Source organism: Streptomyces sp. NPDC059455 (assembly GCF_042750115.1).
GTDB lineage: Bacteria > Actinomycetota > Actinomycetes > Streptomycetales > Streptomycetaceae > Streptomyces > Streptomyces endocoffeicus.
On sequence record NZ_JBHYVB010000193.1, the window covers coordinates 1 to 21,704 of the forward strand.

Annotated in this window: 22 protein-coding genes and 1 pseudogene; 6 read left to right on the forward strand and 17 right to left on the reverse strand. The window is 72.2% G+C overall.

What is annotated here, in order from left to right; all coding sequences use genetic code 11:
* From ACFXB5_RS42590 to ACFXB5_RS42600, 3 genes are all read right to left on the reverse strand, one after another.
* Nucleotides 1–2,021 (reverse strand): AAA family ATPase (locus ACFXB5_RS42590; RefSeq protein WP_385218934.1); only part of this gene is annotated, 2,021 nt, incomplete at its 3' end.
* Between the two features lie 239 nt (nucleotides 2,022–2,260).
* The gene (locus ACFXB5_RS42595) at nucleotides 2,261–2,467 is read right to left on the reverse strand and encodes a hypothetical protein (RefSeq protein WP_020868169.1); all 207 of its coding nucleotides are present in this window, start codon (nucleotides 2,465–2,467) and stop codon (nucleotides 2,261–2,263) included.
* 370 nt (nucleotides 2,468–2,837) lie between these two features.
* A complete protein-coding gene (locus ACFXB5_RS42600; RefSeq protein WP_037948581.1) occupies nucleotides 2,838–3,119 on the reverse strand; it encodes an acylphosphatase in 282 nt (93 codons plus the stop codon).
* A gap of 191 nt (nucleotides 3,120–3,310) precedes the next feature.
* Between ACFXB5_RS42600 and ACFXB5_RS42605 the strand changes: the two genes are divergently transcribed.
* On the forward strand, nucleotides 3,311–4,258 hold the full coding sequence (locus tag ACFXB5_RS42605; RefSeq protein ID WP_385218937.1) for a CAP domain-containing protein: 948 nt from the start codon (nucleotides 3,311–3,313) through the stop codon (nucleotides 4,256–4,258).
* Between the two features lie 162 nt (nucleotides 4,259–4,420).
* Nucleotides 4,421–4,894: a winged helix-turn-helix transcriptional regulator gene (locus ACFXB5_RS42610; protein WP_385218939.1), complete on the forward strand. Its 474-nt coding sequence runs from the start codon at nucleotides 4,421–4,423 to the stop codon at nucleotides 4,892–4,894.
* Here ACFXB5_RS42610 and mutM read toward each other — a convergent pair.
* The 9 genes from mutM to ACFXB5_RS42655 all read right to left on the reverse strand — a co-directional run bounded on the left by mutM (nucleotide 4,810) and on the right by ACFXB5_RS42655 (nucleotide 14,248).
* Nucleotides 4,810–5,742 (reverse strand): bifunctional DNA-formamidopyrimidine glycosylase/DNA-(apurinic or apyrimidinic site) lyase, encoded by a 933-nt coding sequence (mutM, locus tag ACFXB5_RS42615; RefSeq protein WP_385218941.1) that lies wholly within the window; start codon nucleotides 5,740–5,742, stop codon nucleotides 4,810–4,812. The genes ACFXB5_RS42610 and mutM overlap by 85 nt on opposite strands.
* Before the next feature lie 125 nt (nucleotides 5,743–5,867).
* Nucleotides 5,868–6,704 carry a ribonuclease III gene (gene rnc / locus ACFXB5_RS42620; protein ID WP_385218943.1) on the reverse strand — a complete coding sequence of 279 codons (837 nt, stop codon included), beginning with the start codon at nucleotides 6,702–6,704 and terminating at the stop codon, nucleotides 5,868–5,870.
* A gap of 19 nt (nucleotides 6,705–6,723) precedes the next feature.
* Nucleotides 6,724–6,897, reverse strand: coding sequence for a 50S ribosomal protein L32 (rpmF, locus tag ACFXB5_RS42625; RefSeq protein WP_037948573.1), 174 nt, complete (start codon nucleotides 6,895–6,897; stop codon nucleotides 6,724–6,726).
* 2 nt (nucleotides 6,898–6,899) lie between these two features.
* Nucleotides 6,900–7,490, reverse strand: a complete 591-nt coding sequence (locus ACFXB5_RS42630) for a YceD family protein (RefSeq protein ID WP_385218944.1) — start codon at nucleotides 7,488–7,490, stop codon at nucleotides 6,900–6,902.
* Nucleotides 7,491–7,688: 198 nt separating this feature from the next.
* The gene (locus ACFXB5_RS42635) at nucleotides 7,689–8,768 is read right to left on the reverse strand and encodes a cell division initiation protein (RefSeq protein ID WP_385218956.1); all 1,080 of its coding nucleotides are present in this window, start codon (nucleotides 8,766–8,768) and stop codon (nucleotides 7,689–7,691) included.
* A 107-nt stretch (nucleotides 8,769–8,875) separates the two neighbouring features.
* Complete coding sequence (gene coaD, locus ACFXB5_RS42640; RefSeq protein WP_198277455.1) at nucleotides 8,876–9,385, reverse strand: pantetheine-phosphate adenylyltransferase; 510 nt, start codon at nucleotides 9,383–9,385, stop codon at nucleotides 8,876–8,878.
* A complete protein-coding gene (rsmD, locus tag ACFXB5_RS42645; protein WP_385218946.1) occupies nucleotides 9,382–9,969 on the reverse strand; it encodes a 16S rRNA (guanine(966)-N(2))-methyltransferase RsmD in 588 nt (195 codons plus the stop codon). Before rsmD ends, coaD begins: the two co-directional genes overlap by 4 nt.
* Before the next feature lie 125 nt (nucleotides 9,970–10,094).
* Complete coding sequence (gene recG / locus ACFXB5_RS42650) at nucleotides 10,095–12,296, reverse strand: ATP-dependent DNA helicase RecG (protein WP_385218957.1); 2,202 nt, start codon at nucleotides 12,294–12,296, stop codon at nucleotides 10,095–10,097.
* A gap of 152 nt (nucleotides 12,297–12,448) precedes the next feature.
* The gene (locus ACFXB5_RS42655; RefSeq protein ID WP_385218959.1) at nucleotides 12,449–14,248 is read right to left on the reverse strand and encodes a DAK2 domain-containing protein; all 1,800 of its coding nucleotides are present in this window, start codon (nucleotides 14,246–14,248) and stop codon (nucleotides 12,449–12,451) included.
* Nucleotides 14,249–14,464: 216 nt separating this feature from the next.
* Between ACFXB5_RS42655 and rpmB the strand changes: the two genes are divergently transcribed.
* Complete coding sequence (gene rpmB / locus ACFXB5_RS42660) at nucleotides 14,465–14,650, forward strand: 50S ribosomal protein L28 (RefSeq protein WP_009714771.1); 186 nt, start codon at nucleotides 14,465–14,467, stop codon at nucleotides 14,648–14,650.
* Nucleotides 14,651–14,751: 101 nt separating this feature from the next.
* On the opposite strand, the gene thiD is transcribed toward rpmB, so the two are convergent.
* Both thiD and ACFXB5_RS42670 read right to left on the reverse strand, forming a co-directional pair.
* Nucleotides 14,752–15,591 (reverse strand): bifunctional hydroxymethylpyrimidine kinase/phosphomethylpyrimidine kinase, encoded by an 840-nt coding sequence (gene thiD, locus ACFXB5_RS42665; RefSeq protein ID WP_385218948.1) that lies wholly within the window; start codon nucleotides 15,589–15,591, stop codon nucleotides 14,752–14,754.
* A gap of 92 nt (nucleotides 15,592–15,683) precedes the next feature.
* Nucleotides 15,684–16,655 carry a thiamine-phosphate kinase gene (locus tag ACFXB5_RS42670; RefSeq protein ID WP_385218950.1) on the reverse strand — a complete coding sequence of 324 codons (972 nt, stop codon included), beginning with the start codon at nucleotides 16,653–16,655 and terminating at the stop codon, nucleotides 15,684–15,686.
* Nucleotides 16,656–16,791: 136 nt separating this feature from the next.
* Between ACFXB5_RS42670 and ACFXB5_RS42675 the strand changes: the two genes are divergently transcribed.
* Both ACFXB5_RS42675 and ACFXB5_RS42680 read left to right on the forward strand, forming a co-directional pair.
* Entirely contained in the window at nucleotides 16,792–17,025 is a 234-nt protein-coding gene (locus tag ACFXB5_RS42675) for an Lrp/AsnC family transcriptional regulator (protein WP_037948554.1), read from the forward strand.
* 20 nt (nucleotides 17,026–17,045) lie between these two features.
* Nucleotides 17,046–17,543 carry a DUF3515 domain-containing protein gene (locus tag ACFXB5_RS42680; protein WP_385218952.1) on the forward strand — a complete coding sequence of 166 codons (498 nt, stop codon included), beginning with the start codon at nucleotides 17,046–17,048 and terminating at the stop codon, nucleotides 17,541–17,543.
* Between the two features lie 32 nt (nucleotides 17,544–17,575).
* Here ACFXB5_RS42680 and ACFXB5_RS42685 read toward each other — a convergent pair whose 3' ends face one another.
* From ACFXB5_RS42685 to ACFXB5_RS42695, 3 genes are read right to left on the reverse strand one after another with little or no spacing between them, the layout of a single operon-like run.
* Nucleotides 17,576–18,748 (reverse strand): D-alanine--D-alanine ligase family protein, encoded by a 1,173-nt coding sequence (locus tag ACFXB5_RS42685; protein ID WP_385218953.1) that lies wholly within the window; start codon nucleotides 18,746–18,748, stop codon nucleotides 17,576–17,578.
* A 34-nt stretch (nucleotides 18,749–18,782) separates the two neighbouring features.
* Nucleotides 18,783–19,784: an NAD(P)H-dependent glycerol-3-phosphate dehydrogenase gene (locus ACFXB5_RS42690; protein ID WP_020868186.1), complete on the reverse strand. Its 1,002-nt coding sequence runs from the start codon at nucleotides 19,782–19,784 to the stop codon at nucleotides 18,783–18,785.
* The gene (locus ACFXB5_RS42695) at nucleotides 19,781–20,539 is read right to left on the reverse strand and encodes a lysophospholipid acyltransferase family protein (RefSeq protein WP_385218955.1); all 759 of its coding nucleotides are present in this window, start codon (nucleotides 20,537–20,539) and stop codon (nucleotides 19,781–19,783) included. Before ACFXB5_RS42695 ends, ACFXB5_RS42690 begins: the two co-directional genes overlap by 4 nt.
* Nucleotides 20,540–20,710: 171 nt before the next feature.
* Here ACFXB5_RS42695 and cofC point away from each other — a divergent pair.
* Nucleotides 20,711–21,325, forward strand: a pseudogene (cofC, locus tag ACFXB5_RS42700) (2-phospho-L-lactate guanylyltransferase); the annotation flags it as partial.
* Nucleotides 21,326–21,704: the final 379 nt, after the last annotated feature.

A 21,704-nucleotide genomic window follows, 5' to 3' on the forward strand; every position in this document is an offset into this window, starting at 1 on the left:
GCCGTGGGCGTTTCGGCGTCCGCGTCCGGCGCCGCGCCCGGCTCGAACGGGGGAACGAAGGCGCCGGACGCCGCCGGGGTGGCCGCCGATCGCGGCACGGCCCCCTGGCCCGGCCCGCTCGGCGCGACCCCCTCGGCGCGCGTGCCCGGCACGTGGGCGCCGCCCGGCGCGGGCGCGCCGGAGCTGCCCGGGTCCGAGGCGGCGGACGGGGACTCCGCCAGGGCGGTGGACGACGGCTCCGCCAGGGCGGTGGACGACGGCTCCGCGAGGTTGGCCGACGAGGGCTCCTCCCCCTCCGCGTCCGGCGTCGTCAGCAGCAGGGCGGCGCGGCCGGCGTCGTCGGCACGCAGGAGGCGGATCGCCTCGGCTGCCGCGTGGGGGCCGCTGACGGCGATCGCGTCGGCGGCGGCGCCCAGGGCCGTGGCGACCGGGACCTCGAAGCCCGGGGTCACGGTGAGGAGTTCGGCGGCGGGGCCCAGGAGTCCGCCGAGGCGGTCGGCGGCGGCCATAAGGGCGCCCGTACCGTCCTTACGGCGCAAGCCGAGGGCGAGGGCGTCATGCCGGGCGGAGGTCGCGGCGCGCTCGCGCTCAGCGGCCGTCGCCGCCTCGCGGGCCGCGCTCAGCGCGGCCTCCGCCTCGGCGAGCTCGCGCTTCGCGCTCTCATGGCGCTCCGCCAATTCCGCGTCATCCGCGTCGAGTCCGTCGACCTCCGCCTTGAGCTGCTCGTACTCCTCCTGTGCGGCGACCGCCCGGGTCTGTGCCTCGTCGCGGGACGCGGCCAGCCGCTCGATCTCGGCGCGGGCCGAACCGGCCCGGCCGCGGGCGGCGTTCACCTGGCCCTGGAGCCGGGCGAGCCCTTCGCGGCGGTCGGCGATGGCGCGGGCCACGTCCTTGAGCCGGCGCTCCTCCTCGGCCAGGCTCCGCTCGAGTTCGGCCCGGTGCTCCACGGTGTCGTCCAGCGCCCGGCTCGCCGCCTCCAGGGCGGCCTCCAGCTCGGCCTCCTGCTCCCGGATGCGGGCCGCCTCGCGCTCCATGTCCTCGGGGTCGCGGCCGCGCCGCTCCTCCCCGGGGGCGGAGGTGGCGCTCTTGACCCGGGCGTCCGCCAGGCTGATCGTGCCGCGCACCCGCTCGGCGAGCTGCGAGAGCTCGTACCAGGTCTGCTGGGCGTCCCGGAGCCGGGGCGCGAGCCTCCGCACCTGCTCCTCCAGCGCCGCCTCGCGCTGCTGCGCGGTGCGCAGCGCGGTCTCGGCGGCCTCCTTGCGCCGCTTGAGCTCGGCCTCGTCGGCGACCTCGGCGCGCAGCGCCTCGCGCAGGGTCACCAGGTCGTCGGCGAGCAGCCGCAGCCGGGCGTCGCGCAGATCGGCCTGGATGACGGCGGCCCGCCGGGCCACCGCGGCCTGCCGGCCGAGCGGCTTGAGCTGGCGGCGCAGTTCGTCGGTGAGGTCCTGGACGCGGGCGAGGTTGGCCTGCATCGCGTCCAGCTTCCGCAGCGCCTTCTCCTTGCGCTTGCGGTGCTTGAGGACGCCCGCGGCCTCCTCGATGAAGGCGCGGCGGCCGGTCGGGTCGGCGTGCAGCACCCCGTCGAGCTGGCCCTGCCCGACGATGACGTGCATCTCACGGCCGATGCCGGAGTCGGAGAGCAGTTCCTGGATGTCCAGCAGCCGGCAGGTGTCCCCGTTGAGCTGGTATTCGCTGCCGCCGTTGCGGAACATGATCCGTGTGATGGTGACTTCGGCGTAGTCGATGGGCAGCGCGCCATCGGCGTTGTCGATGGTGAGCGAGACCTCGGCGCGGCCGAGCGGGGGACGGCCGGTGGTCCCGGCGAAGATGACGTCCTCCATCTTGCCGCCGCGCAGGGATTTGGCACCCTGTTCGCCCATGACCCAGGAAAGGGCGTCCACGACATTGGACTTGCCCGAGCCGTTGGGGCCGACGACGCAGGTGATGCCCGGTTCGAACCGGAGCGTCGTGGCGGAGGCGAAGGATTTGAACCCTCGCAGGGTCAGGCTCTTGAGATGCACGCCTTTGGACTCTACCCGCCGCACTTCCTCCGACACCGTCCCGTGACGGTGGCGCGGCGCACCCGTCCCGGCTTTTTCTCCGTTTCAGCAATGATCGGTTTCACCGCTGGAAGAGAGGGGCACATCAGTCGGTAAGGGTGGCTCGGAAGCACACTGGGGATACGACGAAGGGACGCCGAAGCGTCCCTTGAAGATTCTCAAGCGGCTGACGATGCAGCCCGACCGGCCCTGGGGCTGGGTCAGGCGAGCGCAGGCTCCGCCTGGGATACGTCGAAGCTTTCGAGCAGCGAGTCGCCGTGACGAGCGGCGGCGGACAGCGCGTCGTTCTCGGCCTGAATCCGTACGATCTCGGATTCAAGGTCCTGGACGCGCTGCTGAAGCCGTCGCATCTCGGCGAGGACTCGGGGGTCGGAACCGCCGACGTAACCGAGAAGCGCCTTTGCCATGATGGATGGTCCTCCACACTGAGTGACCGACCGAAGCGGTGTGGGTCGTGAGGGAATTTGCACCCGCGATGCCTGCCGAATTACTACCGTGCTGCGCGACAAACAGTTAAGGTGCGCGGGGCTTCCAGCGTCTCACCAATTGGTTTGAGGGTCAACACGATCACACGCCGACGGGCCCGCAGGGGCCGAGAGCACACTGGCGGCGGACGCTCCCGCCCCTCTCCAGATGACCCATCGCGGTCGGGGATCTTTCGTGACCCGCAGCCTTCCACGGCGCGGCCCCGTTGGCAACCATCAGCCGATTTCTGCTCACCGTGCGCAGGGAAGGCGTGGTCAGAGGGGGGCCACGGAGGGTGCTCCGGTGAGTTGATCAACGGATCTCGAAGGCGTCGTAGCCGCCGCGAGGTGTGTCCCAGATCTCGGTGATTCCCTCGACTTTCCCGGGCGTGTCGCCATCCCGGAGCCATTCGAGCAATTGTTCGCATTCCGCACGCGGGCCCTCAGCGACCACCTGCACCCGCCCGTCGGCGAGGTTGGACGCAAAGCCGACGAGGTCCCCGATGCGCAGCGCATTGGCCCGCGTGTACCAGCGGAAGCCGACGCCCTGGACGCGGCCGCGGACCCACACGGTGAGGCGGACTCTTTCGTTCATATGCGCACGCTAACCCCCCGCCCGAGCAGCCGCTAAACCATCGAATTGCCCAGTAGGCAGGCGCGTTGGGGCCCGAATGGCGTACAGTCCCGGCTCAACAGGACTCACCCACACGAGTGATACATGGCTCGCGCACACGAGTGACACATTTCGAGCGACTTTTGACGCCGAGCACACAAGGAAGGCAGGAGATGGGCCGCCATCGACGATCTGCCCCCGGTACCCCGGCGCAGGTGGCCGCCGCAGGCCGCCACCGGGGACCGCACCGGAGCCCCCTCGCTCCGGTCCGGACCGGACTGTTGGGCGTGTCCGCCGCTGTCGCGGTCGGCGCCGTGGCGATGGCCTCCGGACTCGGTCCGAACGGCTACGAACTAGGCGGGGGCAATGACTCCGCCGGACAGGTCCAGGCGGGCGGTGGTCCCTCGGACACCGGCCTGGAGACGCAGGGCTCGCAGTCCGCGGCCCCCACCGATCGCAGCACGGTGCCGCCCAGCCGTGGTGACGACCGGCCTCACGCACCCTCCACAACTCCCTCCAAGACCCCCTCCAAGCCCTCTCAGACGCCCTCCACCACCCCGCCGGAGCAGCCGACGCCCTCCCAGCCCTCCGGGAGCGACCGGCCCGGCGGAAACGGCAAGGGCAAGGGAAGCGACAACAGCAACGGCAAGGGCGGCGCGAACGGCGGCGGGCACGGCAAGCCGTCGCAGAAGCCTTCGACGGAGCCGACCGCGCCCGAACCCCCGGCGGAGTCGGCCGGCCCCGAGACCGCCTCGGAGGCCGAAGTCCTCACCCTCGTCAACAAAGAGCGCAAGAAGGTCGGCTGCGACCCCGTGACGGCCGACTCCAAACTCGCCCAGCTGGCCGAGGACTTCAGCGAGGACATGTCCCTGCGCCAGTTCTTCGACCACATCAACCCGGACGGCGACAGCCCCTGGGAGCGCGCCGAGGGCGCGGGCATCCTGGACCTGGGCGGGGAGAACATCGCCCGCGGCCAGTCGGACGCACAGTCCGTGATGGACTCCTGGATGAACAGCTCCGGCCACCGCGCCAACATCCTCAACTGCTCGTTCAAGCGACTGGGCGTCGGTGCGCACTTCGGCGACGGCGGCCCCTGGTGGACCCAGGACTTCGGCTACTGAGCCGCTGAGCGGAAGCCCAGAACGGGGCCCCGCGTCCGGACATGTGTGAAAGCCCGGGGTGTACGAAAGCGCCCCGGGCTTTCACATGCCCGTACGAGCAGCACACTCACCAGCCGAAAGCGCGACCCTGGAGTCAGCGCTGAGTGCGCGTATGGTGTGGGTATGGACAGTGAACGCACTGGCGGGGCGTCCACCACGGTGGACGCGGAGAACCTGGCCTTCGACGTGTTCGCCCGTGCCTGCCCCTCACGCGGCACGCTGGAGCATGTCACCGGCAAATGGGGCGGCCTCATCCTGGGCGCGCTCCACGACGGCACCTTCCGCTTCAACGAGCTGCGGCGGCGGGTCGACGGCGTCAGCGAGAAGATGCTGTCCCAGACGCTGCACGCCCTGGAGCGCGACGGTCTGGTGCACCGAGAGGCGCAGCCGACCAACCCGCCCCGGGTGGACTACCGGCTGACCCCGCTGGGCAGCGCGGTCGCCGAGCGGCTGCTGGCCCTGATCCATCTGGTCGAGGACCGGATGCCCGAGGTGCTGACGGCCCAGGAGCGCTACGACACCACGCGCGTCGGGAGCGGCGAGGCAGCGGCGCGGGACGCCGGACGGGCCGTGGTGGCCGGGCGCGGCGGGCGCTGACAGCGCGGGCAGAAGTAACTGGAGCGGTTCATCCACGGGCGGCGGCGCATCGCGGTGCCGCAGCGGCGGCAGGGCTCGTCCTCCCGGCCGTAGGCGTCCAGGGAGCGCTCGAAGTACCCCGACTCGCCGTTCACGTTCACATAGAGGCTGTCGAAGCTGGTGCCGCCGACGGCCAGCGCGGCGGTCATCACCTCGCGCACATGGTCCAGGAGTTCGGCGGCACGCGGGCGGGTGAGGGTGGCCGTGGGCCGGTCGTAGTGCAGCCGGGCTCGCCACAGCGCCTCGTCGGCGTAGATGTTGCCGACCCCGCTGATCAGCGACTGGTCCAGCAGCGCGCGCTTGATCGTGGTGCGGCGGCGGCGCAGCGCGATGTGGAAGGCGGCCTCGTCGAAGGCGGGGTCCAGCGGATCGCGGGCGATGTGCGCGATGACGTCCGGCAGCCCCTCCAGGTCGCCGGGGACGGTGTCGTGCAGCGAGAGCCCGCCGAAGGTGCGCTGGTCGACGAAGCGCAGCTCGGTGCCCGCGTCGTCGGCGAAGCGGACCCGGATGCGCAGATGCTTCTCGTCGGGGGCCTCGGCCGGCTGGACCAGCAGCTGCCCGCTCATCCCGAGATGGGCCAGGACGGACTCGGCGGCCGCGTCGTCGTCGAACGGCAGCCACAGATACTTGCCGCGGCGGCGGACGGTCCCGGCGCGGCGGCCCCTGAGGCGGGCCGCGAAGTCCTCCGCGCCGCCGAGGTGGCGGCGGACCGCACGGGGGTGCAGCACCTGGACCTCGGCGACCGTACGGCCGCTGACCCAGCGCTCCAGTCCGCGGCGGACCACCTCGACCTCGGGCAGCTCGGGCAACGGGGGCCTCCTCGGCCTTCGAGCCCTCACCGCCCCCGGGCGGAACGGCCCGGGCGGGCCGTCCGCCGCGGGGGCGGTGAGTGGCGTTACGGACGTGATGGACGGTGCGGGTCGGGGAAGGCCGATCAGCGTGCCGGGGAGGCCGTGTCGGCGGCGGCTCCGCCGTCCGCCGCCGTGCCCGCGGTTTCGGCGTCGGCCGCCTTGGCCTTCGCCTGGGCCTCGTCGGCAGCCGCGCGGATGGCGCGCCAGGCGGCCTCGGCCGCCTGCTGCTCGGCTTCCTTCTTGCTGCGGCCGGTGCCGGTGCCGTACGCGACACCACCGACGCGGGCAGCAGCCGTGAAGGTCTTCTCGTGGTCGGGACCGGTCTCGGAGACCAGGTACTCCGGGACTCCGAGGCCCTCGGTGGCGGTCAGCTCCTGGAGGCTGGTCTTCCAGTCCAGGCCGGCGCCGAGGTTCGAGGACTTCTCGATCAGCGGGTCGAAGAGCCGATGGACCAGCTCCGCGGCGGCGTCGAGCCCCCGGTCGAGATAGACCGCGCCGATCACCGCTTCAAGGGTGTCGGCGAGGATGGAAGCCTTGTCCCTGCCACCGGTGCCCTCTTCACCCCGGCCGAGCCGGATGAAAGCACCGAGGTCGAGGCCGCGACCCACTTCCGCGAGCGCGCGCGAGTTCACCACCGCGGCCCGCAGCTTGGCCAGCTGGCCCTCGGGCAGGTCGGGGTGGATGCGGTACAGCGTGTCGGTGACCACCAGGCCGAGCACCGAATCCCCGAGGAATTCCAGCCGCTCGTTGGTGGGCAGCCCGCCGTTCTCGTACGCGAAGGAGCGGTGGGTCAGCGCACGCACCAGAAGGGCGGACTCGAGCTGGTACCCGAGCCGCCCTTCCAGGATCGTGTGGGACGAGGCCGTGTCCGCCTGGGCCGCTTCACCGCGCTTGCGCGGGGGCGTGATGGCGTCTGACATAGAGCCTGTCACCCGCCGATCAGACCTCGAGGACCTGGCGGCGGTTGTAGGTGCCGCAGCTCGGGCACGCGATGTGCTGCTGCTTCGGCTCGTGGCAGCGCTCGCACGCCACCAGGTTGGGGACCGCAGCCTTCCACTGCGACCGGCGGTGGCGCGTGTTGCTGCGCGACATCTTCCGCTTCGGAACAGCCACGGCTACTTCTCCTGTGAGTCATCCCCGCGCTCGCGGGGTGCGTTTTCCTTCTCGCCGTCCCTCATGGTCTCGGCGAGTCCCTGCAGTGCCGCCCAACGGATGTCGGCGGACTCGTGGTGGTGGTCGGGGTCGTCCGCGAGCCGGGCGCCACAATCGGCACACAGACCCGGGCAGTCCTCCCGGCACACCGGCTGCAGCGGCAGTGCGAGCACCGCCGCGTCGCGCAGCACGGGCTCGAGGTCGAACAGGTCGGCCTCGAGGAAGAGCATGTCCTCCTCCTCGGCGTCGTCGCCGGTATCCGCTTCGCGGCTCCGGTCGTCGGCGTCGGGGTAGGAGTACATCTCCTGGAAGTCCACTTCGAGCTCTCGCTCCAGCGGCTCCAGACACCTTACGCACTCCCCCGTGAGCGGCGCACGGGCGGTGCCTGTGACAAGCACCCCTTCCATGACCGACTCCAGGCGGAGGTCCAGCTCGATCGTCGTGCCCTCCCGCACCCCGATGACCTCGATACCGAGGCCCTTGGGCGCCACCACGGAGCGGGAGGCCCTTTTGAGCGCACCGGGACGACGGCCCAGCTCGCGCGTGTCGAACACGAGAGGGGCACGGTGGTCGAGGCGGGCGTTCAGGGCTTCCTGCTTTCTACGCTGCGGCGGGCCACCCGATCCACTACGAAGCGGGCAGCCGAGATCGCGGACGTACGCGCGACCGAAGAGCCAGGATACTGGACAGGCCGCGTTAGACCCAATCCGCCCGGTGGGGAAGGGGTTCCGGCAGCCCGGTGGGGAGCGGGACTAGCGACCCTGCTCGTACTGGCGGAGCTGATCGAGGTCGATCATGCTCGTGTCGAACAGGCTGGTCTCGTCGAGCGCGGCACCCGGCTGCTGCTGCTGATGATGCTGAGGCAGCTGCTGAGGCTGCTGGGGCACATAGGCCGCGTTCGGATCGTAGCCCTGGGCCTGGGCCTGCTGTTGCCAGCCATAGGCGTCCTGCTGATAGCCGCCCTGCGCGGCGTACTGGTCCTGCTGTACGTACGCCTGCTGGTAGCCGTACGCGTCCTGCTGCTGCTGATAGCTCGCGGTGGCGGCGTAGTACGCGGCGTCGGCGGCCGCCTGGTCGGGCGGGGCGACGGGCTGGACGAGGTCCGCCTGGGACTGGGCCAGGTCCGCCAGATAGTCGTCGTCGGTGGTCCGCAGGGCCATGCCGGCCTCGTCCTGGGCCGCCATATGGGCGCCGAGCTCATCGGCGGGGCGGGCCCCGAGCAGCTTCTGGCGGCCCCGGCCGACCGCCTCCAGGGTCTTGGCGAGGACCGCCGAGACGGCCCCCAGCTTGGTGTCCACGTACTCGTCCGCGCGGTGCCGCAGGGTGGCCGGGTCGGCGCTGCGCTCCGGGCCCTCGTCGGGCTGCCCGAGGCCGTCCTCGGCGCCGGGGGCGCGGCCGAGCAGCTTTTCCCGGCCGCGGTCGACCGAGCCGATGGTCTTGGTGAGCACGACCTCGAAGTTGGCCAGCTTGCTGTCCACGTAGTCGTCGGCCTCGACGCGGATCTCCTCGGCCTCCCGGCGGGCCTCGGTGAGGATCCGGTCGGCCTCCTCCTGGGACTTCCGCACCAGCTCGGTGTCCGAGACCAGCCCGGCGCGCTGGGCGTGCGCGGACTCGATGATCCGCTCGGCCTCCCGGTGGGCCTCCTCGACCATCTGGTCCCGGCCGCCGATCAGCTCCTGGGCGTGGGCCAGGGAGTCCGGGAGTGCCGCTCGCACCTCTTCGAGCATGGCGAGCAGCTCGGCGCGGTTGATCACGCACGAGGCCGACATGGGCATGGACCGGGCGCCGCCGACGGTATCGACGATCTCGTCGAGCTTCTTCTGCACGTCCACTGTGGGTGCTCGCAGACTGTCTGGATGCGGATGGGTACGGGACACGAACGGCACGACTGTACGGCCAGCGGGCGCCTCCCGGACAGCCGCTGACGCCCCGTCAGCCGCTACTTCCGGCCGAGCCGCTCGGCGAGCGCTTCCAGGACCAACGGGGGCACCAGGTGGGAGACGTCGCCGCCCCAGGCCGCGACCTCCTTGACCAGGCTGGAGGAGAGGAAGCTGTAGGTGGGGTTGGTGGGCACGAACAGCGTCTCCACACCGGAGAGGCCGTTGTTCATCTGGGCCATCTGCAACTCGTAGTCGAAGTCGCTGACGGCCCGCAGACCCTTGACGATCGCGGGGATGTCCCGCTGCTTGCAGAAGTCCACCAGGAGGCCGTGGAACGCCTCCACCTTGACGTTTCCGTACTCCTCCGTGGTCTGGCGGAGGAGATCGATCCGCTCGTCCACCGTGAACAGGCCCTGCTTCGACTTGTTGATCATCACGGCGACGTGCACGACGTCATAGAGCTTGGAGGCACGGGCGATGATGTCGAGGTGTCCATTGGTGACGGGGTCGAACGACCCCGGACAGACTGCGCGGCGCAACGGAAGTTCCTCGCTCTCGGGTCCGGTCATGACGCGTTCTCGCACGTCGAGGCGGCGCGACCGTACCAAAGCGTGCCCTCGCCGTAGCGACGGGACCTGAGCCCCTCGAATCCGGCAGGCCACACGAACTCCCCACCTCGTGTGCTCCGCTCAACGGTGGCCAGCGCGCCGGGCGCGAGCCAGCCCTTCCCCAGGAGTGTGAGGAGTATCTCCCGGAGTTGGTCGTCGCTGACCGCGTAGGGCGGATCCAGGAAAACGACGTCGTACGGGCCGGTGTCGGGGGCCTGTCCGGTGATGGTCTGTTCGGCCTTGCCGGTGCGCAGCTCCGCGCCGGGCAGACCGAGGGTGCGGACGTTCTGGCGGATCGTGCGGGCCGCCCGCGGGTCGGACTCGACCAGCAGCGTGTGGGCGGCGCCACGGGACAGCGCCTCCAGGCCGACCGCGCCCGAGCCGCCGTACAGGTCCAGGACGCGGGCCCCGTCCAGCGAGCCGAGCAGCGACTCCCAGGTGGAGAACAGGCCCTCGCGCGCCCGGTCCGAGGTGGGTCGGGTGCCGTTTCCCGGCGGCACGGCCAGGCGGCGGCCGCCGGCCGCACCGGCGATCACGCGGGTCATGGGTGGGGGCCGTCCTTCGCGGTGGTCGGGGCAGCGGCGCCGGGTGCCCGTCCGGGCGGGGCCGCCGCACCTCCACGATATGGCGTACGGGGGCCGGCGGTGGCCGAGCGCTTCTTTCGCGGGGCTCAGCCCTTGTCGAGGAACTCCGCGCGCTCCTTGTCCAGCAGGGCGTCCAGCGCGGTGCGCAACTGCGGGTATCCGGCCAGCTCCGGGTCGGCGGCGACGATCGCGGACGCCTCCTCCCGGGCCGCCGCGATGACCTCCTCGTCGTCGATGACGGCGAGCACCCGCAGCGAGGAGCGGACCCCGGACTGGGCCTGGCCGAGCACATCGCCCTCCCGGCGCTGCTCGAGGTCGATCCGGGACAGCTCGAAGCCGTCGAGCGTGGCCGCGACCGCGCCCAGCCGCGACCGGGCGGGACTGCCCTCGGGCATGTCGGTCACCAGCAGACACAGCCCGGCGGCCGAGCCCCGGCCGACGCGGCCGCGCAGCTGGTGCAGCTGGGAGACGCCGAACCGGTCGGCGTCCATGATCACCATGGCGGTGGCGTTCGGGACGTTCACACCGACCTCGATGACGGTCGTGGCGACCAGGACGTCCACCTCGCCCGCGGCGAAGCGGCGCATCACCTCGTCCTTGGCCTCGGGCTGCATCCGCCCGTGCAGCACCTCCACCCGCAGATCACTCAGCGGGCCCTTGACCAGCTGCTCGGCGATGTCGACGACGGCCAGCGGCGGGCGCTTCTCGGCCTCGTCCGCCGGGCTCTTCTCCTTCGCCGCCTTGGACTCGTCCTCCTCGTCCCCGATCCGCGGGCACACCACATAGCCCTGGTGGCCGGCGGCCACCTCCTCGCGCACCCGCTCCCAGGCGCGGGTCAGGAAGTGGGGCTTGTCCTTCGCGGGCACCACATGGGAGGCGATCGGGGAACGGCCCGAGGGCAGCTGGTCCAGGACGGAGGTCTCCAGATCGCCGAAGACGGTCATGGCCACGGTGCGCGGGATCGGGGTGGCCGTCATCACCAGCAGATGCGGGGGCTGCTTGCCCTTGGAGCGCAGGGCGTCGCGCTGCTCGACCCCGAAGCGGTGCTGCTCGTCCACGACCACCAGCCCCAGATCGTGGAACTGGACCTTGTCCTCGATCAGGGCATGGGTGCCGATCACGATCCCGGCCTCACCTGTAACCAGGTCCAGCAGCGCCTGGCGGCGGGCCGCGGCCCCCATGGAGCCGGTGAGCAGCACCACCTTGGTGCCCTGCTCCGCCCCGCCGAGCGTCCCGCCCTCCCGTCGCCCACCACCACCCTTCTGCGGAGGCGCTTCGCGCCACAGCCCCCAACTGGCCAGCTCCCCCATCATCTCGGTGATCGAGCGGTGGTGCTGCTGGGCGAGCACCTCGGTGGGCGCGAGCATCGCCGCCTGTCCCCCGGCGTCCACGACGCCGAGCATCGCGCGCAGCGCGACCATGGTCTTGCCCGAGCCGACCTCGCCCTGGAGGAGCCGGTGCATGGGGTGGTCGGTGGCGAGGTCGGCGAAGATCTCCTCGCTGACCTGGCGCTGGCCCTCGGTGAGGGTGAACGGCAGCCGGGCGTCGAAGGCGGTCAGCAGCCCGTCCGGGGCGGGCTTGCGGGGCGCCGCTGGCAGCTGGGCGTCGGCCCGCCGCCGCCGGGCGAGCGCCACCTGAAGGACGAACGCCTCGTCCCACTTCAGCCGGTCCCGGGCCGTGGCGATATCGGCCTTGGTGCCCGGCCGGTGGATCTTGCGCAGCGCCTCGGGGAGCGTGGCCAGCCCACGGCCCTCGCGCAGGGTCTCGGGCAGCGGGTCGATCAGCCCGGCCAGCGCGGACTCCTCATGGCCGGCCGGGCCGAGCACGGTGTCGACGGCCTGCTGGATCTGCCAGGACTCCATCTGCTTGCACGCCGGGTACAGCGGCAGCAGCTGATTGGCGAACGCCTCCACGGCCTCCGCGCCGCTCCCCGCGCCCAGCGTCTTGAACTCGGGGTGGGCCAGCTGCCGCTTGCGGTTGAAGACCGAGACCTTCCCGGCGAACATCGCACGGGTGCCGGGCTGGAGCTCCGTACGCGGCTTGTGGACGCCCTTGCCGAAGAAGACCAGCTGGAGACGGCCGCTGCCGTCGGTGATGGTGACCTCCAGCCGCCGGCCCCGGCCGCCGTTGAACGTGTGCACCCGGGCGTCGGCGACCTGCGCCACCACGGTCACATGCTCCTCCAGGGGCAGGTCGGACAGCCGGGTCAGCTCACCGCGCTCCGCGTACCGCCGCGGGTAGTGGTGCAGCAGGTCGCCGACGGTGTGCAGGTCGAGATGGTCGGCCATCACCTTCGCGGTGTTGCCGCCCAGGACCTTCTTCAGGGGTTCATCCAGCACGGGCACCCGTCCATTGCACACCACGGGGGTGACAATCGGGGATGACGAGCGGGGTGATTCCACCGGGGTGGTTCAGCGGGGGCCGCTCCGCGCGGCCGGGCTCATTCGATGCCTATGATCAGCGGCGCGGTGGGCTGACCGCCGCGGTAGACGACCGTGTCGACGGCGAAGTGCCCCTCCCGCACATGCCGCTCCAGCCGCTCGGCGACCTCGTCCGGAAGGTCCGCGCCGAGTACCAGCGTGACCATCTCACCGCCCGCCGCCAGCATCCGGTCCAGCACCGTCTCGGCGGTCGCGGCCAGCTCCGAGCCGATCACCGCCACATCGCCGTCGATCATGCCCAGGACGTCCCCGGCCTGGCACACCCCGGCCATGGTCCAGGACTGGCGCTCGGCGACGGCCAGTTCCGCGTACCGGGTGGCGCCCGCGGCCGAGGTCATGGCGACCACGTCCTCGTCGAAGCTGCGGCCGGGTTCGTGGACGGCGAGCGCGGCGATGCCCTGGACGGCGGAGCGGGTGGGGATCACCGCGGCCCGTACGCCCTCGGCGCGGGCCTGGGCAGCGGCCGCGGCCGCCATGTGGTGCAGCTCGGTGTCGTTCGGCAGCAGCACGACCTCCCGGGCGTGGGCCCGGCGGACCGCGTCCACCAGCTCACCGCTGGCGGGCGGCTCCCCGGGGCGGGTGGCGACCGCGGTCGCGCCCGCCTCGGCGCACAGCGCGGCCAGTCCGTCACCGGGGACGACGGCGACCACGGCACGGGGCGCGCGCTCGGCGCGCGGGCCGCCCGTGGGGCCCTGGGCGCCGGACTGATCCGGCAGGACGATGGCCGGGCCCGGCCGGTCCGGACCGTCCGAGCCCGCCTTACCGACGGCGGCGCCGTCGAAGTGGCTGATCCGGATGCGGTACGGGCGCCCGGCCTGGATGCCCGCCTCCACGGCCGCCCCCGCGTCGTCCACATGGACGTGGACGTTCCACAGGCCGTCGCCGCCGACGACCACCAGGGAGTCGCCGAGGGCGTCCAGCCGCTCCCTCAGGGCGGTCACGGCCGTGTCGTCGGCCTCCAGGAGGTAGATCACCTCGAAGGCGGGCCCGCCGTCCGGAGCGCCGTCGGTGGAGCAGCCCGTCAGGTCCTGCCCGCCCGTCCCGGCGGATGTGAGGGCGTCATGGGCGGGGCGGGCCGGTGCGAGCGCCGCGGGGGCCTCGCCCGACAGGGCCTGGGCCAGCCCGCCCAGGACCGTCACCAGGCCGTAGCCGCCCGCGTCGACCACCCCCGCGCGGGCGAGGGCGTCGAGCTGGCCGGGGGTGGCCTGGAGCGCCGTACGGGCGCCCTCGTACGCGGCGCGGGCCACCGTGGCGACGCCGCCCGTGGCGCGCTCCGCGCTCTCCGCGGCGGCCACGGCGACCGTAAGGACGGTGCCTTCGACGGGGTGCGCGACGGCCAGGTACGCGAGGTCGACCGCGCGCCGCAGCGCCCGCCGCAGCCCGTCCGCCTCGCCCGCGCCCGGGTGCCCGTCCGGCGTGCCGTCGGCCAGGACGTCCGCCATACCGCGCAGCAGCTGCGCCAGGATCGTGCCGGAGTTGCCCCGCGCGCCGATCAGCGCGCCATGGGCCATGGCGCGCACCACATCGGCGAGGGTGGGGCGGGACACGGCGGCCGAGGTCGCGTGGCCGTCGAAGGCGGCGTCGACGGCCCGGGCGGCGGACTCGACGGTCAGATACAGATTGGTGCCGGTGTCCCCGTCCGCGACCGGATAGACGTTGATCGCGTCGATGTCCGCACGGGCCCGGCCCAGCGCGTCGAGGGCGAGCCCGCACCAGGTCCGTACCGCATCGGCATCGAGCGTGTGCGGCACGAAAGGTCCTCCTCGGAGGCTGCTGGGGCGGGGTGGGCATCGCGTCATCGCAGGGTAGTCGCCGCCCTCGGCGGGTGCCGGGGCAGCCATGATAGTTTCGTTGTACGGGAGTGGCCGTTGTATGCTGCTCCGGTTGCCCGATGCGAATCGGGCCATTCCCCCCAGGCGACGCCGATCCTCCACGATTCAGGCAACGTCCGGGGCATCCGTTCAGTGTCCTGTCTCCTCGCGGGAAGCGAGGGTGACCCGTCTTTGGAGTAACCCGTGGCTGCCAACTGCGACGTCTGCGGCAAGGGGCCGGGCTTCGGCAACAACATCTCGCACTCGCACCGCCGCACCCGCCGTCGTTGGAACCCCAACATCCAGACGGTGCGCGCTGTGGTCGGTCGTACCCCGAAGCGGCTCAACGTCTGCACCTCGTGCATCAAGGCCGGCAAGGTTTCGCGCTAGTCGTCTAGTCGCACGGCCTCCCCGCGCAAGCGGGATACCGGTACGCCAGGCCGGTCCACCACTGGAGTGGACCGGCCTTTCGCGTGCCCTGAAGCAGGCCCTCAGCCGGTCCCCTCCCGCAGCCACCCGTGGTCGACCGGGCCGATGCCCGTGCCCAGGGGGAAGCCCGCCGCGATGGCGCCCGTGACGTAGTCCTTGGCCGCCGTGACGGCTGCGGGGACCTCGTATCCGCCCGCCAGATACGTGGCGATGGCCGCGGCCAGGGTGCACCCCGTGCCGTGCGTGTGGCGGTTGTCGTGGCGCGGTGCCCGCAGCCAGTGCTCCTCGGTGCCGTCGGTGAGCAGATCCACCGCGTCGCCGCCGGGCAGATGGCCGCCCTTGATCAGCGCCCACCGCGGGCCGTGGCCGAGCACCGCCCCGGCCGCCCGCCGCTGGTCGTCCTCCGACTCCACCCGGACGCCGGTGAGCTGGGCCACCTCGTCCAGGTTGGGCGTGGCGACGGTCGCGGTCGGCAGCAGCTTCGTACGGACGGCGTCGAGCGCCTCGGCGGCCAGCAGCGGGTCACCGTGTTTGGAGACGCCGACCGGATCGACGACCACCGGCGCGGTGAGGTCCGCGAGCAGCGCGGCGACGGTCTCGACCAGTTCGGCGGTCGCCAGCATGCCGGTCTTGACCGCCTGGACGCCGATGTCGTCGGCCACACTGCGGAACTGGGCCCGTACGGCCTCGGCGGGCAGTTCCCAGGCGCCCTGGACGCCCAGGGAGTTCTGCGCCGTCACCGCTGTGACCACGCTCATGCCGTGGGCGCCCAGGGCCAGCATGGTCTTCAGGTCGGCCTGGATGCCCGCACCGCCGCCGGAGTCCGATCCGGCGACGGTGAGGACGCGCACGGGCGCCGAGCCGTCATGGGCGGGGCGGGGGACGCGGGGAGGTAGAGCCATGGCACCGAATCTACTCGGCGCCCCCGGCACCCCCGGACGTCCCCCGGGCCGCCCTTACCGTCGCTCGGCGCCCTCACGTTCACGCGTCACCGTCACTCGGCGCTCTTACCGTCGCCGCCGAAGTGGTCCCAGCCCCCGTGTGCCCACGGGGCTCCGTCCACGGTCACCTGGGGCAGTGCCGAGGGGTTGAGCACCTCGCCGATCACCTTCCAGCGGGCCGGCAGCTTGGCGTCGGGCGGGAAGGTGGCCACGATCGCGTGGTCCTCTCCCCCGCTGAGCACCCACTGGAGCGGATCGACGCCCACCGCCTGCCCGATGTCCGACATCTGCGAGGGGATGTCGATGTCCGCCGAGTGCAGATCGATGCGGACCTTGCTGGCCTCCGCGATATGCCCGAGGTCGGCCACCAGTCCGTCGCTCACATCGGTCATCGCGGTGGCGCCCAGCCCGGCGGCGGCGGGACCGGCGTGGTACGGCGGCTCCGGCCGCCGGTGCGCCTCGACGAAGGCCCGCGGCGAGCGGAAGCCGCGCGAGAGCACCGCGTGTCCGGCCGCCGACCAGCCCAGCCAGCCGGTGACGGCGACAACGTCGCCGGGCTGGGCACCGGATCGGGTGACCGGCTCGTGGTTGCGCAGATCGCCCAGCGCGGTGATGGCGACGGTGATGGTGTCCCCGCGCACGACGTCACCGCCCACCACGGCCGCGCCCGCGACCTGGCATTCGTCGCGGATGCCGTCCATCAGCTCGGCCGGCCAGGTCACCGGCAGATCGGCGGGGACCACCAGGCCGAGCAGCAGGGCCGTCGGCACGGCGCCCATGGCCGCGATGTCGGCCAGGTTCTGGGCCGCGGCCTTACGGCCGACGTCATAGGCGGTGGACCAGTCCCGGCGGAAGTGCCTGCCTTCCAGCAGGATGTCCGTACTGGCCACGACCCTCCGGTCGGGCGCGGCCACGACCGCGGCATCGTCACCGGGCCCCAGCCTCACCGCCGGGGTGGTGGTGAGCCGGGAGGTGAGCTCTCTGATGAGCCCGAACTCCCCCAACTCGCCCACGGTGCCCTTCATCCCATCGCCCCTTCGTGCTCGTGACCACTTTCCGCCGCGCCGCGCTCCCCGCGCGGGTCTCCCCGCGCCGCATGGCGACGCGGTACCGTGGCGTCCCTTCTCCCCACATGATCCTCGTAGCCGCCCTGGAGGTTCCGTGGTACAGGCGTACATCCTGATCCAGACCGAGGTCGGCAGGGCCTCGACCGTGGCCGACGTCATCGCCAAGCTCCCCGGGGTGATACAGGCGGAGGACGTGACGGGCCCTTACGACGTGATCGTGCGGGCCCAGGCCGACACGGTCGATGAGCTCGGCCGCATGGTGGTCGCGAAAGTCCAGCAGGTGGAAGGGATCACCCGTACCCTGACCTGCCCGGTCGTCCATCTCTAGCTCCCCCGTATGATCGGCCGGTGAATTCCGCACACCGTAGTCTCGCCCGACGGCTCGTCCCGCTGTCCGCCGCGGTGGCCCTGGCCCTGGTGCCGGTAGCCGGTTGCTCCTCCACCGGGGATTCCGACGACACCGAGGCTCCCGCGGTTCCCACACCGGCCCCACAGGCGGCCGCGATATGCCGGGCGCTGCACAAGGAACTGCCCGATGCCGTGAACGGGCTGAAGCGGGGCACGGCCGAGCCCGCCTCGGACTACACGGCCGTGTGGGGGGACCCCGCCGTGCAGCTGCGCTGCGGGGTCCCCCGACCGGAGGCGATGGGCTCCAAGACCGATTCGGCCGAGGTGAACGGCGTCGAGTGGCTCCCGGAGAAGCGGGACGACGGCTACCGCTTCACCACCGTACTGCGCCGGGCCTATGTCGAGGTGACCGTGCCCAAGAAGTACTCCCCCGAGGTCAACCCCCTGCTCGATCTCGCCCCCGCCGTCAAGAAGACGGTCCCGAAGGGCGTGGCCTAGCACGGCCCCGTGCGACTGGTACGGCCGTCCGGCTAGCGCAGCCCCGTCGAGCGGCGCAGCGCGGCCTCCAGCAGCCGGTCCACCAGCTCGGGGTAGCTCACACCGCTCTCCTGCCACATGCGCGGGTACATCGAGATCGGGGTGAAGCCGGGCATGGTGTTGATCTCGTTGATCACGAACTCGCCGCTGTCCAGCAGGAAGAAGTCGGCCCGGACCAGCCCCTCGCAGGACGCCGCCTCGAAGGCGGCCACCGCGAGCTCCTGGACCCGGCGGGTCTGCTCCTCGGTGAGCGGCGCGGGCACGATGCCGTCCGCCGCGTCGATGTACTTCGCCTCGAAGTCGTAGAAGGCGTGGGAGGAGACCGGCGGGATCTCGGCGGGCACGCTGGCGCGCGGCCCGTCCTCGTACTCCAGCACCCCGCACTCGATCTCGCGGCCGCGCAGCAGCGCCTCCACGATGACCTTCGGATCGTGGCGCCTGGCCTCCTCGACGGCCGCGTCCAGGTCATCCGGGCCCTCGACCTTGCTGATGCCGAAGGACGAGCCGGCGCGCGCGGGCTTCACGAAGAGCGGCCAGCCGTGCTCCTCGGCGAACTCCACGATCCTCTGGCGGGCGGCGGCGGGTTCCTGCTCCCAGGCCCGGGGGCGGATCACCTCGTACGGGCCGACGGGCAGCCCGAAGGAGACGAACACCCGCTTCATGTACTCCTTGTCCATGCCCACGGCGGAGGCGAGCACCCCGGCGCCCACGTACGGCACCCCGGAGAGCTCCAGCAGCCCCTGGAGGGTGCCGTCCTCGCCGTACGGGCCGTGCAGCATGGGGAAGACGACGTCGACGTCGCCCAGTGCCTTGGGCACCGCCCCCGGCTCGCTGTAGACGACCTCGCGGTTCCCCGGGTCGACCGGGAGGACGACCGAGCCCTCGCTGGACTCGGCGAGCCGCTCGACGCTGGGCAGCTCGCGGTTGGCGATGGCCATCCGCTCGGGCTCGTCGGCGGTCAGCGCCCAACGGCCGTCCGTGGTGATGCCGATCGGCAGCACGTCGTACTTCTCACGGTCGATGGCGCGCAGCACGGCGCCCGCGGTGACCACCGAGATGGGGTGCTCGGAGCTGCGGCCGCCGAAGACGACGGCGACGCGCGGCTTCCGCCGCTCACCTCCGGAGGAAGCCGGGACAGGGCGTGGGGAAGGGGTCTGGCTGCTCATATCGCGTTGAGGTTACCTTGCGGTCCGCGTGGCGTCAGTGCCGCTCGGCCTTGGCGCTGCGGGACATCAGCTCTTTGAGTGCGACAAGGGGCTGTTTGCCGTCGTGCACGATCTCGACGACGGTCTCGGTGATGGGCATGTCGACATCGTGGCGGCGGGCGAGATCCAGCACCGACTCGCACGACTTGACGCCCTCCGCGGTCTGCTTGGTGACCGCGATGGTCTCCTCCAGTGTCATCCCGCGGCCCAGGTTGGTGCCGAAGGTGTGGTTGCGGGAGAGCGGGGAGGAGCAGGTGGCGACGAGGTCGCCCATGCCCGCCAGGCCCGCGAAGGTGTGCGCGTCGGCGCCCATCGCCAGGCCCAGCCGGGTCGTTTCGGCGAGGCCGCGGGTGATGAGCGACGCCTTGGTGTTGTCGCCGAGCCCCATACCGTCGGCGATGCCCACGGCCAGCGCGATGACGTTCTTCACCGCGCCGCCCAGCTCGCAGCCGACCACGTCGGTGTTGGTGTACGGGCGGAAGTACGCGGTGTGGCAGGCGGTCTGGAGGCGGCGGGCCACGCTCTCGTCGGGGCAGGCCACCACGGAGGCGGCGGGCTGCCGGGCGGCGATCTCCTTGGCGAGGTTGGGCCCGGTGAGCACCGCGACGCGCTCCGCGGGCGCCTTGGCGACCTCCTGGACGACCTCGCTCATCCGCTTGGCCGTGCCGAGTTCGACGCCCTTCATCAGGGAGACCAGTACGGTGTCGGCGGCCAGCAGCGGGGCCCAGTCGGAGAGGTTGCCGCGCAGCGTCTGGGAGGGCACGGAGAAGACGGTGAACTCCGCGCCGGCCGCGGCCTCGGCCGGGTCGGTGGTGGCCCGCACGCCGTCGGGGAGCCGCACCCCGGGGAAGTAGTCGGGATTGCCGCGGCCGGTGTTGATGGCCTCGACGACACCGGGCCGGCGCCCCCACAGCGTCACCTCGCACCCCGCGTCGGCGAGCACCATCGCGAAGGCGGTGCCCCAGGAGCCGGTGCCGAAGACGGCGCAGCGCGTCACTTGCTCTCCTCATCGGCCAGCGGGAGCGGCGGGCCGTCGGTGTCGGCCCGGGTGGGCCGGTCGTACCTCTGAACGGGCGCCGGCTCGCCGCGCACCTCGGAGAGGAGCTCGGTGACGGCGTCCATGATGGTGTCGGTGGCCGCCCTGAGGACCTCCGCGGTGGGCTCCTGGCCGTAGAACTCGGACAGGTCCACCGGCGGGCCGGCGTGCACCTTGAGCGTCTTACGGGGGAAGAGGCGGACCCGCTTCTCCTTGGCGTAGGGCGGCACGGCCTCGTTGGCGCCCCACTGGGCGACGGGGATGACCGGGGCCTTGGTGAGCAGCGCGACCCGCGCGGCGCCGGTCTTTCCGCGCATGGGCCACATGTCCGGGTCGCGGGTGAGGGTGCCCTCGGGGTAGAAGGCCACGCACTCCCCCTTGTTGATGGCGTCCACGGCGGACCGGAAGGCGTTGGCGGCGTCGGTGGACTCGCGGTAGACGGGGATCTGGCCGGTGCCGCGGAGCATGGTGCCCACGAAGCCGCCTCTGAAGAGGGCGGCCTTGGCGAGGAAGCGCGGCACCCTTCCGGTGTTGTACTGGAAGTGCGCGTAGGAGAGCGGGTCGAGATACGAGTTGTGGTTGATCGCGGTGATAAATCCACCGTCGGCGGGAATGTGCTCCATTCCGTGCCAGTCCCGCTTGAACAGAACCACCAGCGGGGGTTTGCACAAGACCGCTGCCATGCGGTACCAGAAGCCGATTCTGCGGCCGGACACTCGGAACATCCTCTCTTGGACCCTGCTGACCTGCTGGCTTGCTGTCGTCCCCGGCAGCCGCACAAGTGTCGCTCCAGGCACCCCGTCTGTCGAGAACACCGTAACCCCGCACGTCTTCGGCGAGCCGGGCAGCAGGTCAGAATGAGGCCCGTGGGAAGAAACGGAGCCCCTGTGACCTGGACCCTCGTGGTGCCGCTGAAGCCCCTGGCACGGGCCAAGACCAGGCTCTCCGACGCCGCGGGGGACGGTCCGCGTGCCTCGCTCGCCCTCGCGTTCGCCCAGGACACGGTGGGCGCGGCGCTGGCGAGCCGGTGGGTGCGGGAGGTGACCGTCGTCACCGACGACCCGCTCGCCGGACGTGAGCTGTCGGCCCTCGGCGCCCGGATCCTGCCCGACTCCCCGGGGCTCGGACTGAACGCGGCGCTGGCGCACGGCGCCCGCGCGGTCCGCGAGGAGCGTCCCCAGGCCGCCGTGGCGGCGCTCAACGCCGATCTCCCGGCGCTGCGGACGGTGGAGCTCGACCTGGTGCTCGAGGCCGCCTCCGACTTCTCACGGGCCTTCCTGGCAGACGCCGCGGGGGTGGGCACCACGCTGCTCTCGGCGGCGCCCGGCGCCGAGCTGGCGCCCGCCTTCGGGGGCGCGTCACGGGACCGGCACCGGGCGTCGGGGGCGCGGGAGATCGAACTGACGGGGGTGGACTCGGTGCGGCGCGATGTGGACACGGCCGGGGATCTGCGCGCGGCGGTGGCCCTGGGCGTGGGCTCCCACACCAGGGCTAGGCTGGCGGACATGCAGGGAACCGCCTATACGTACGACCCCGAGACCCGCGCCGGCAGCGTGCTGCTGGACGACGGCACCCCGCTGCCGTTCGACACCGCGGCCTTCGACGCCGGGGGGCTGCGGATGCTGCGCCCGGGGCAGCGGGTGCGGATCGAGGTGGAGGGCGAGGGCGAGCAGCGCCGGGTCGTCTTCGTCACGCTGCAGACGTTCTGAGCGCCGTAACGCTCCGAGCCCGGCGGAGGAATCCGAGCGCCACGGAGATTCTGAGCGCCACGGAGATTCTGAGCGCCACGGAGATTCTGAGCGCGAACCCCCGCGACACCGGGCGCCGACAGCACCGCGGGGCGGGGGGGCGCCCCGCGGGCCGGCCCGGCGCCGGGCGGGG

Excerpts from the sequence above, each read along its gene's own strand:
- ACFXB5_RS42595 (WP_020868169.1), bottom strand. The coding sequence starts at position 2,467 with ATGGCAAAGGCGCTTCTCGGTTACGTCGGCGGTTCCGACCCCCGAGTC.
- ACFXB5_RS42600 (WP_037948581.1), bottom strand. The coding sequence starts at position 3,119 with ATGAACGAAAGAGTCCGCCTCACCGTGTGGGTCCGCGGCCGCGTCCAG.
- ACFXB5_RS42605 (WP_385218937.1), top strand. The coding sequence starts at position 3,311 with ATGGGCCGCCATCGACGATCTGCCCCCGGTACCCCGGCGCAGGTGGCC.
- ACFXB5_RS42610 (WP_385218939.1), top strand. The coding sequence starts at position 4,421 with ATGGACAGTGAACGCACTGGCGGGGCGTCCACCACGGTGGACGCGGAG.
- rnc (WP_385218943.1), bottom strand. The coding sequence starts at position 6,704 with ATGTCAGACGCCATCACGCCCCCGCGCAAGCGCGGTGAAGCGGCCCAG.
- coaD (WP_198277455.1), bottom strand. The coding sequence starts at position 9,385 with ATGACCGGACCCGAGAGCGAGGAACTTCCGTTGCGCCGCGCAGTCTGT.
- rsmD (WP_385218946.1), bottom strand. The coding sequence starts at position 9,969 with ATGACCCGCGTGATCGCCGGTGCGGCCGGCGGCCGCCGCCTGGCCGTG.
- recG (WP_385218957.1), bottom strand. The coding sequence starts at position 12,296 with ATGGCCGACCATCTCGACCTGCACACCGTCGGCGACCTGCTGCACCAC.
- ACFXB5_RS42655 (WP_385218959.1), bottom strand. The coding sequence starts at position 14,248 with ATGACGCGATGCCCACCCCGCCCCAGCAGCCTCCGAGGAGGACCTTTC.
- thiD (WP_385218948.1), bottom strand. The coding sequence starts at position 15,591 with ATGGCTCTACCTCCCCGCGTCCCCCGCCCCGCCCATGACGGCTCGGCG.
- ACFXB5_RS42670 (WP_385218950.1), bottom strand. The coding sequence starts at position 16,655 with ATGAAGGGCACCGTGGGCGAGTTGGGGGAGTTCGGGCTCATCAGAGAG.
- ACFXB5_RS42685 (WP_385218953.1), bottom strand. The coding sequence starts at position 18,748 with ATGAGCAGCCAGACCCCTTCCCCACGCCCTGTCCCGGCTTCCTCCGGA.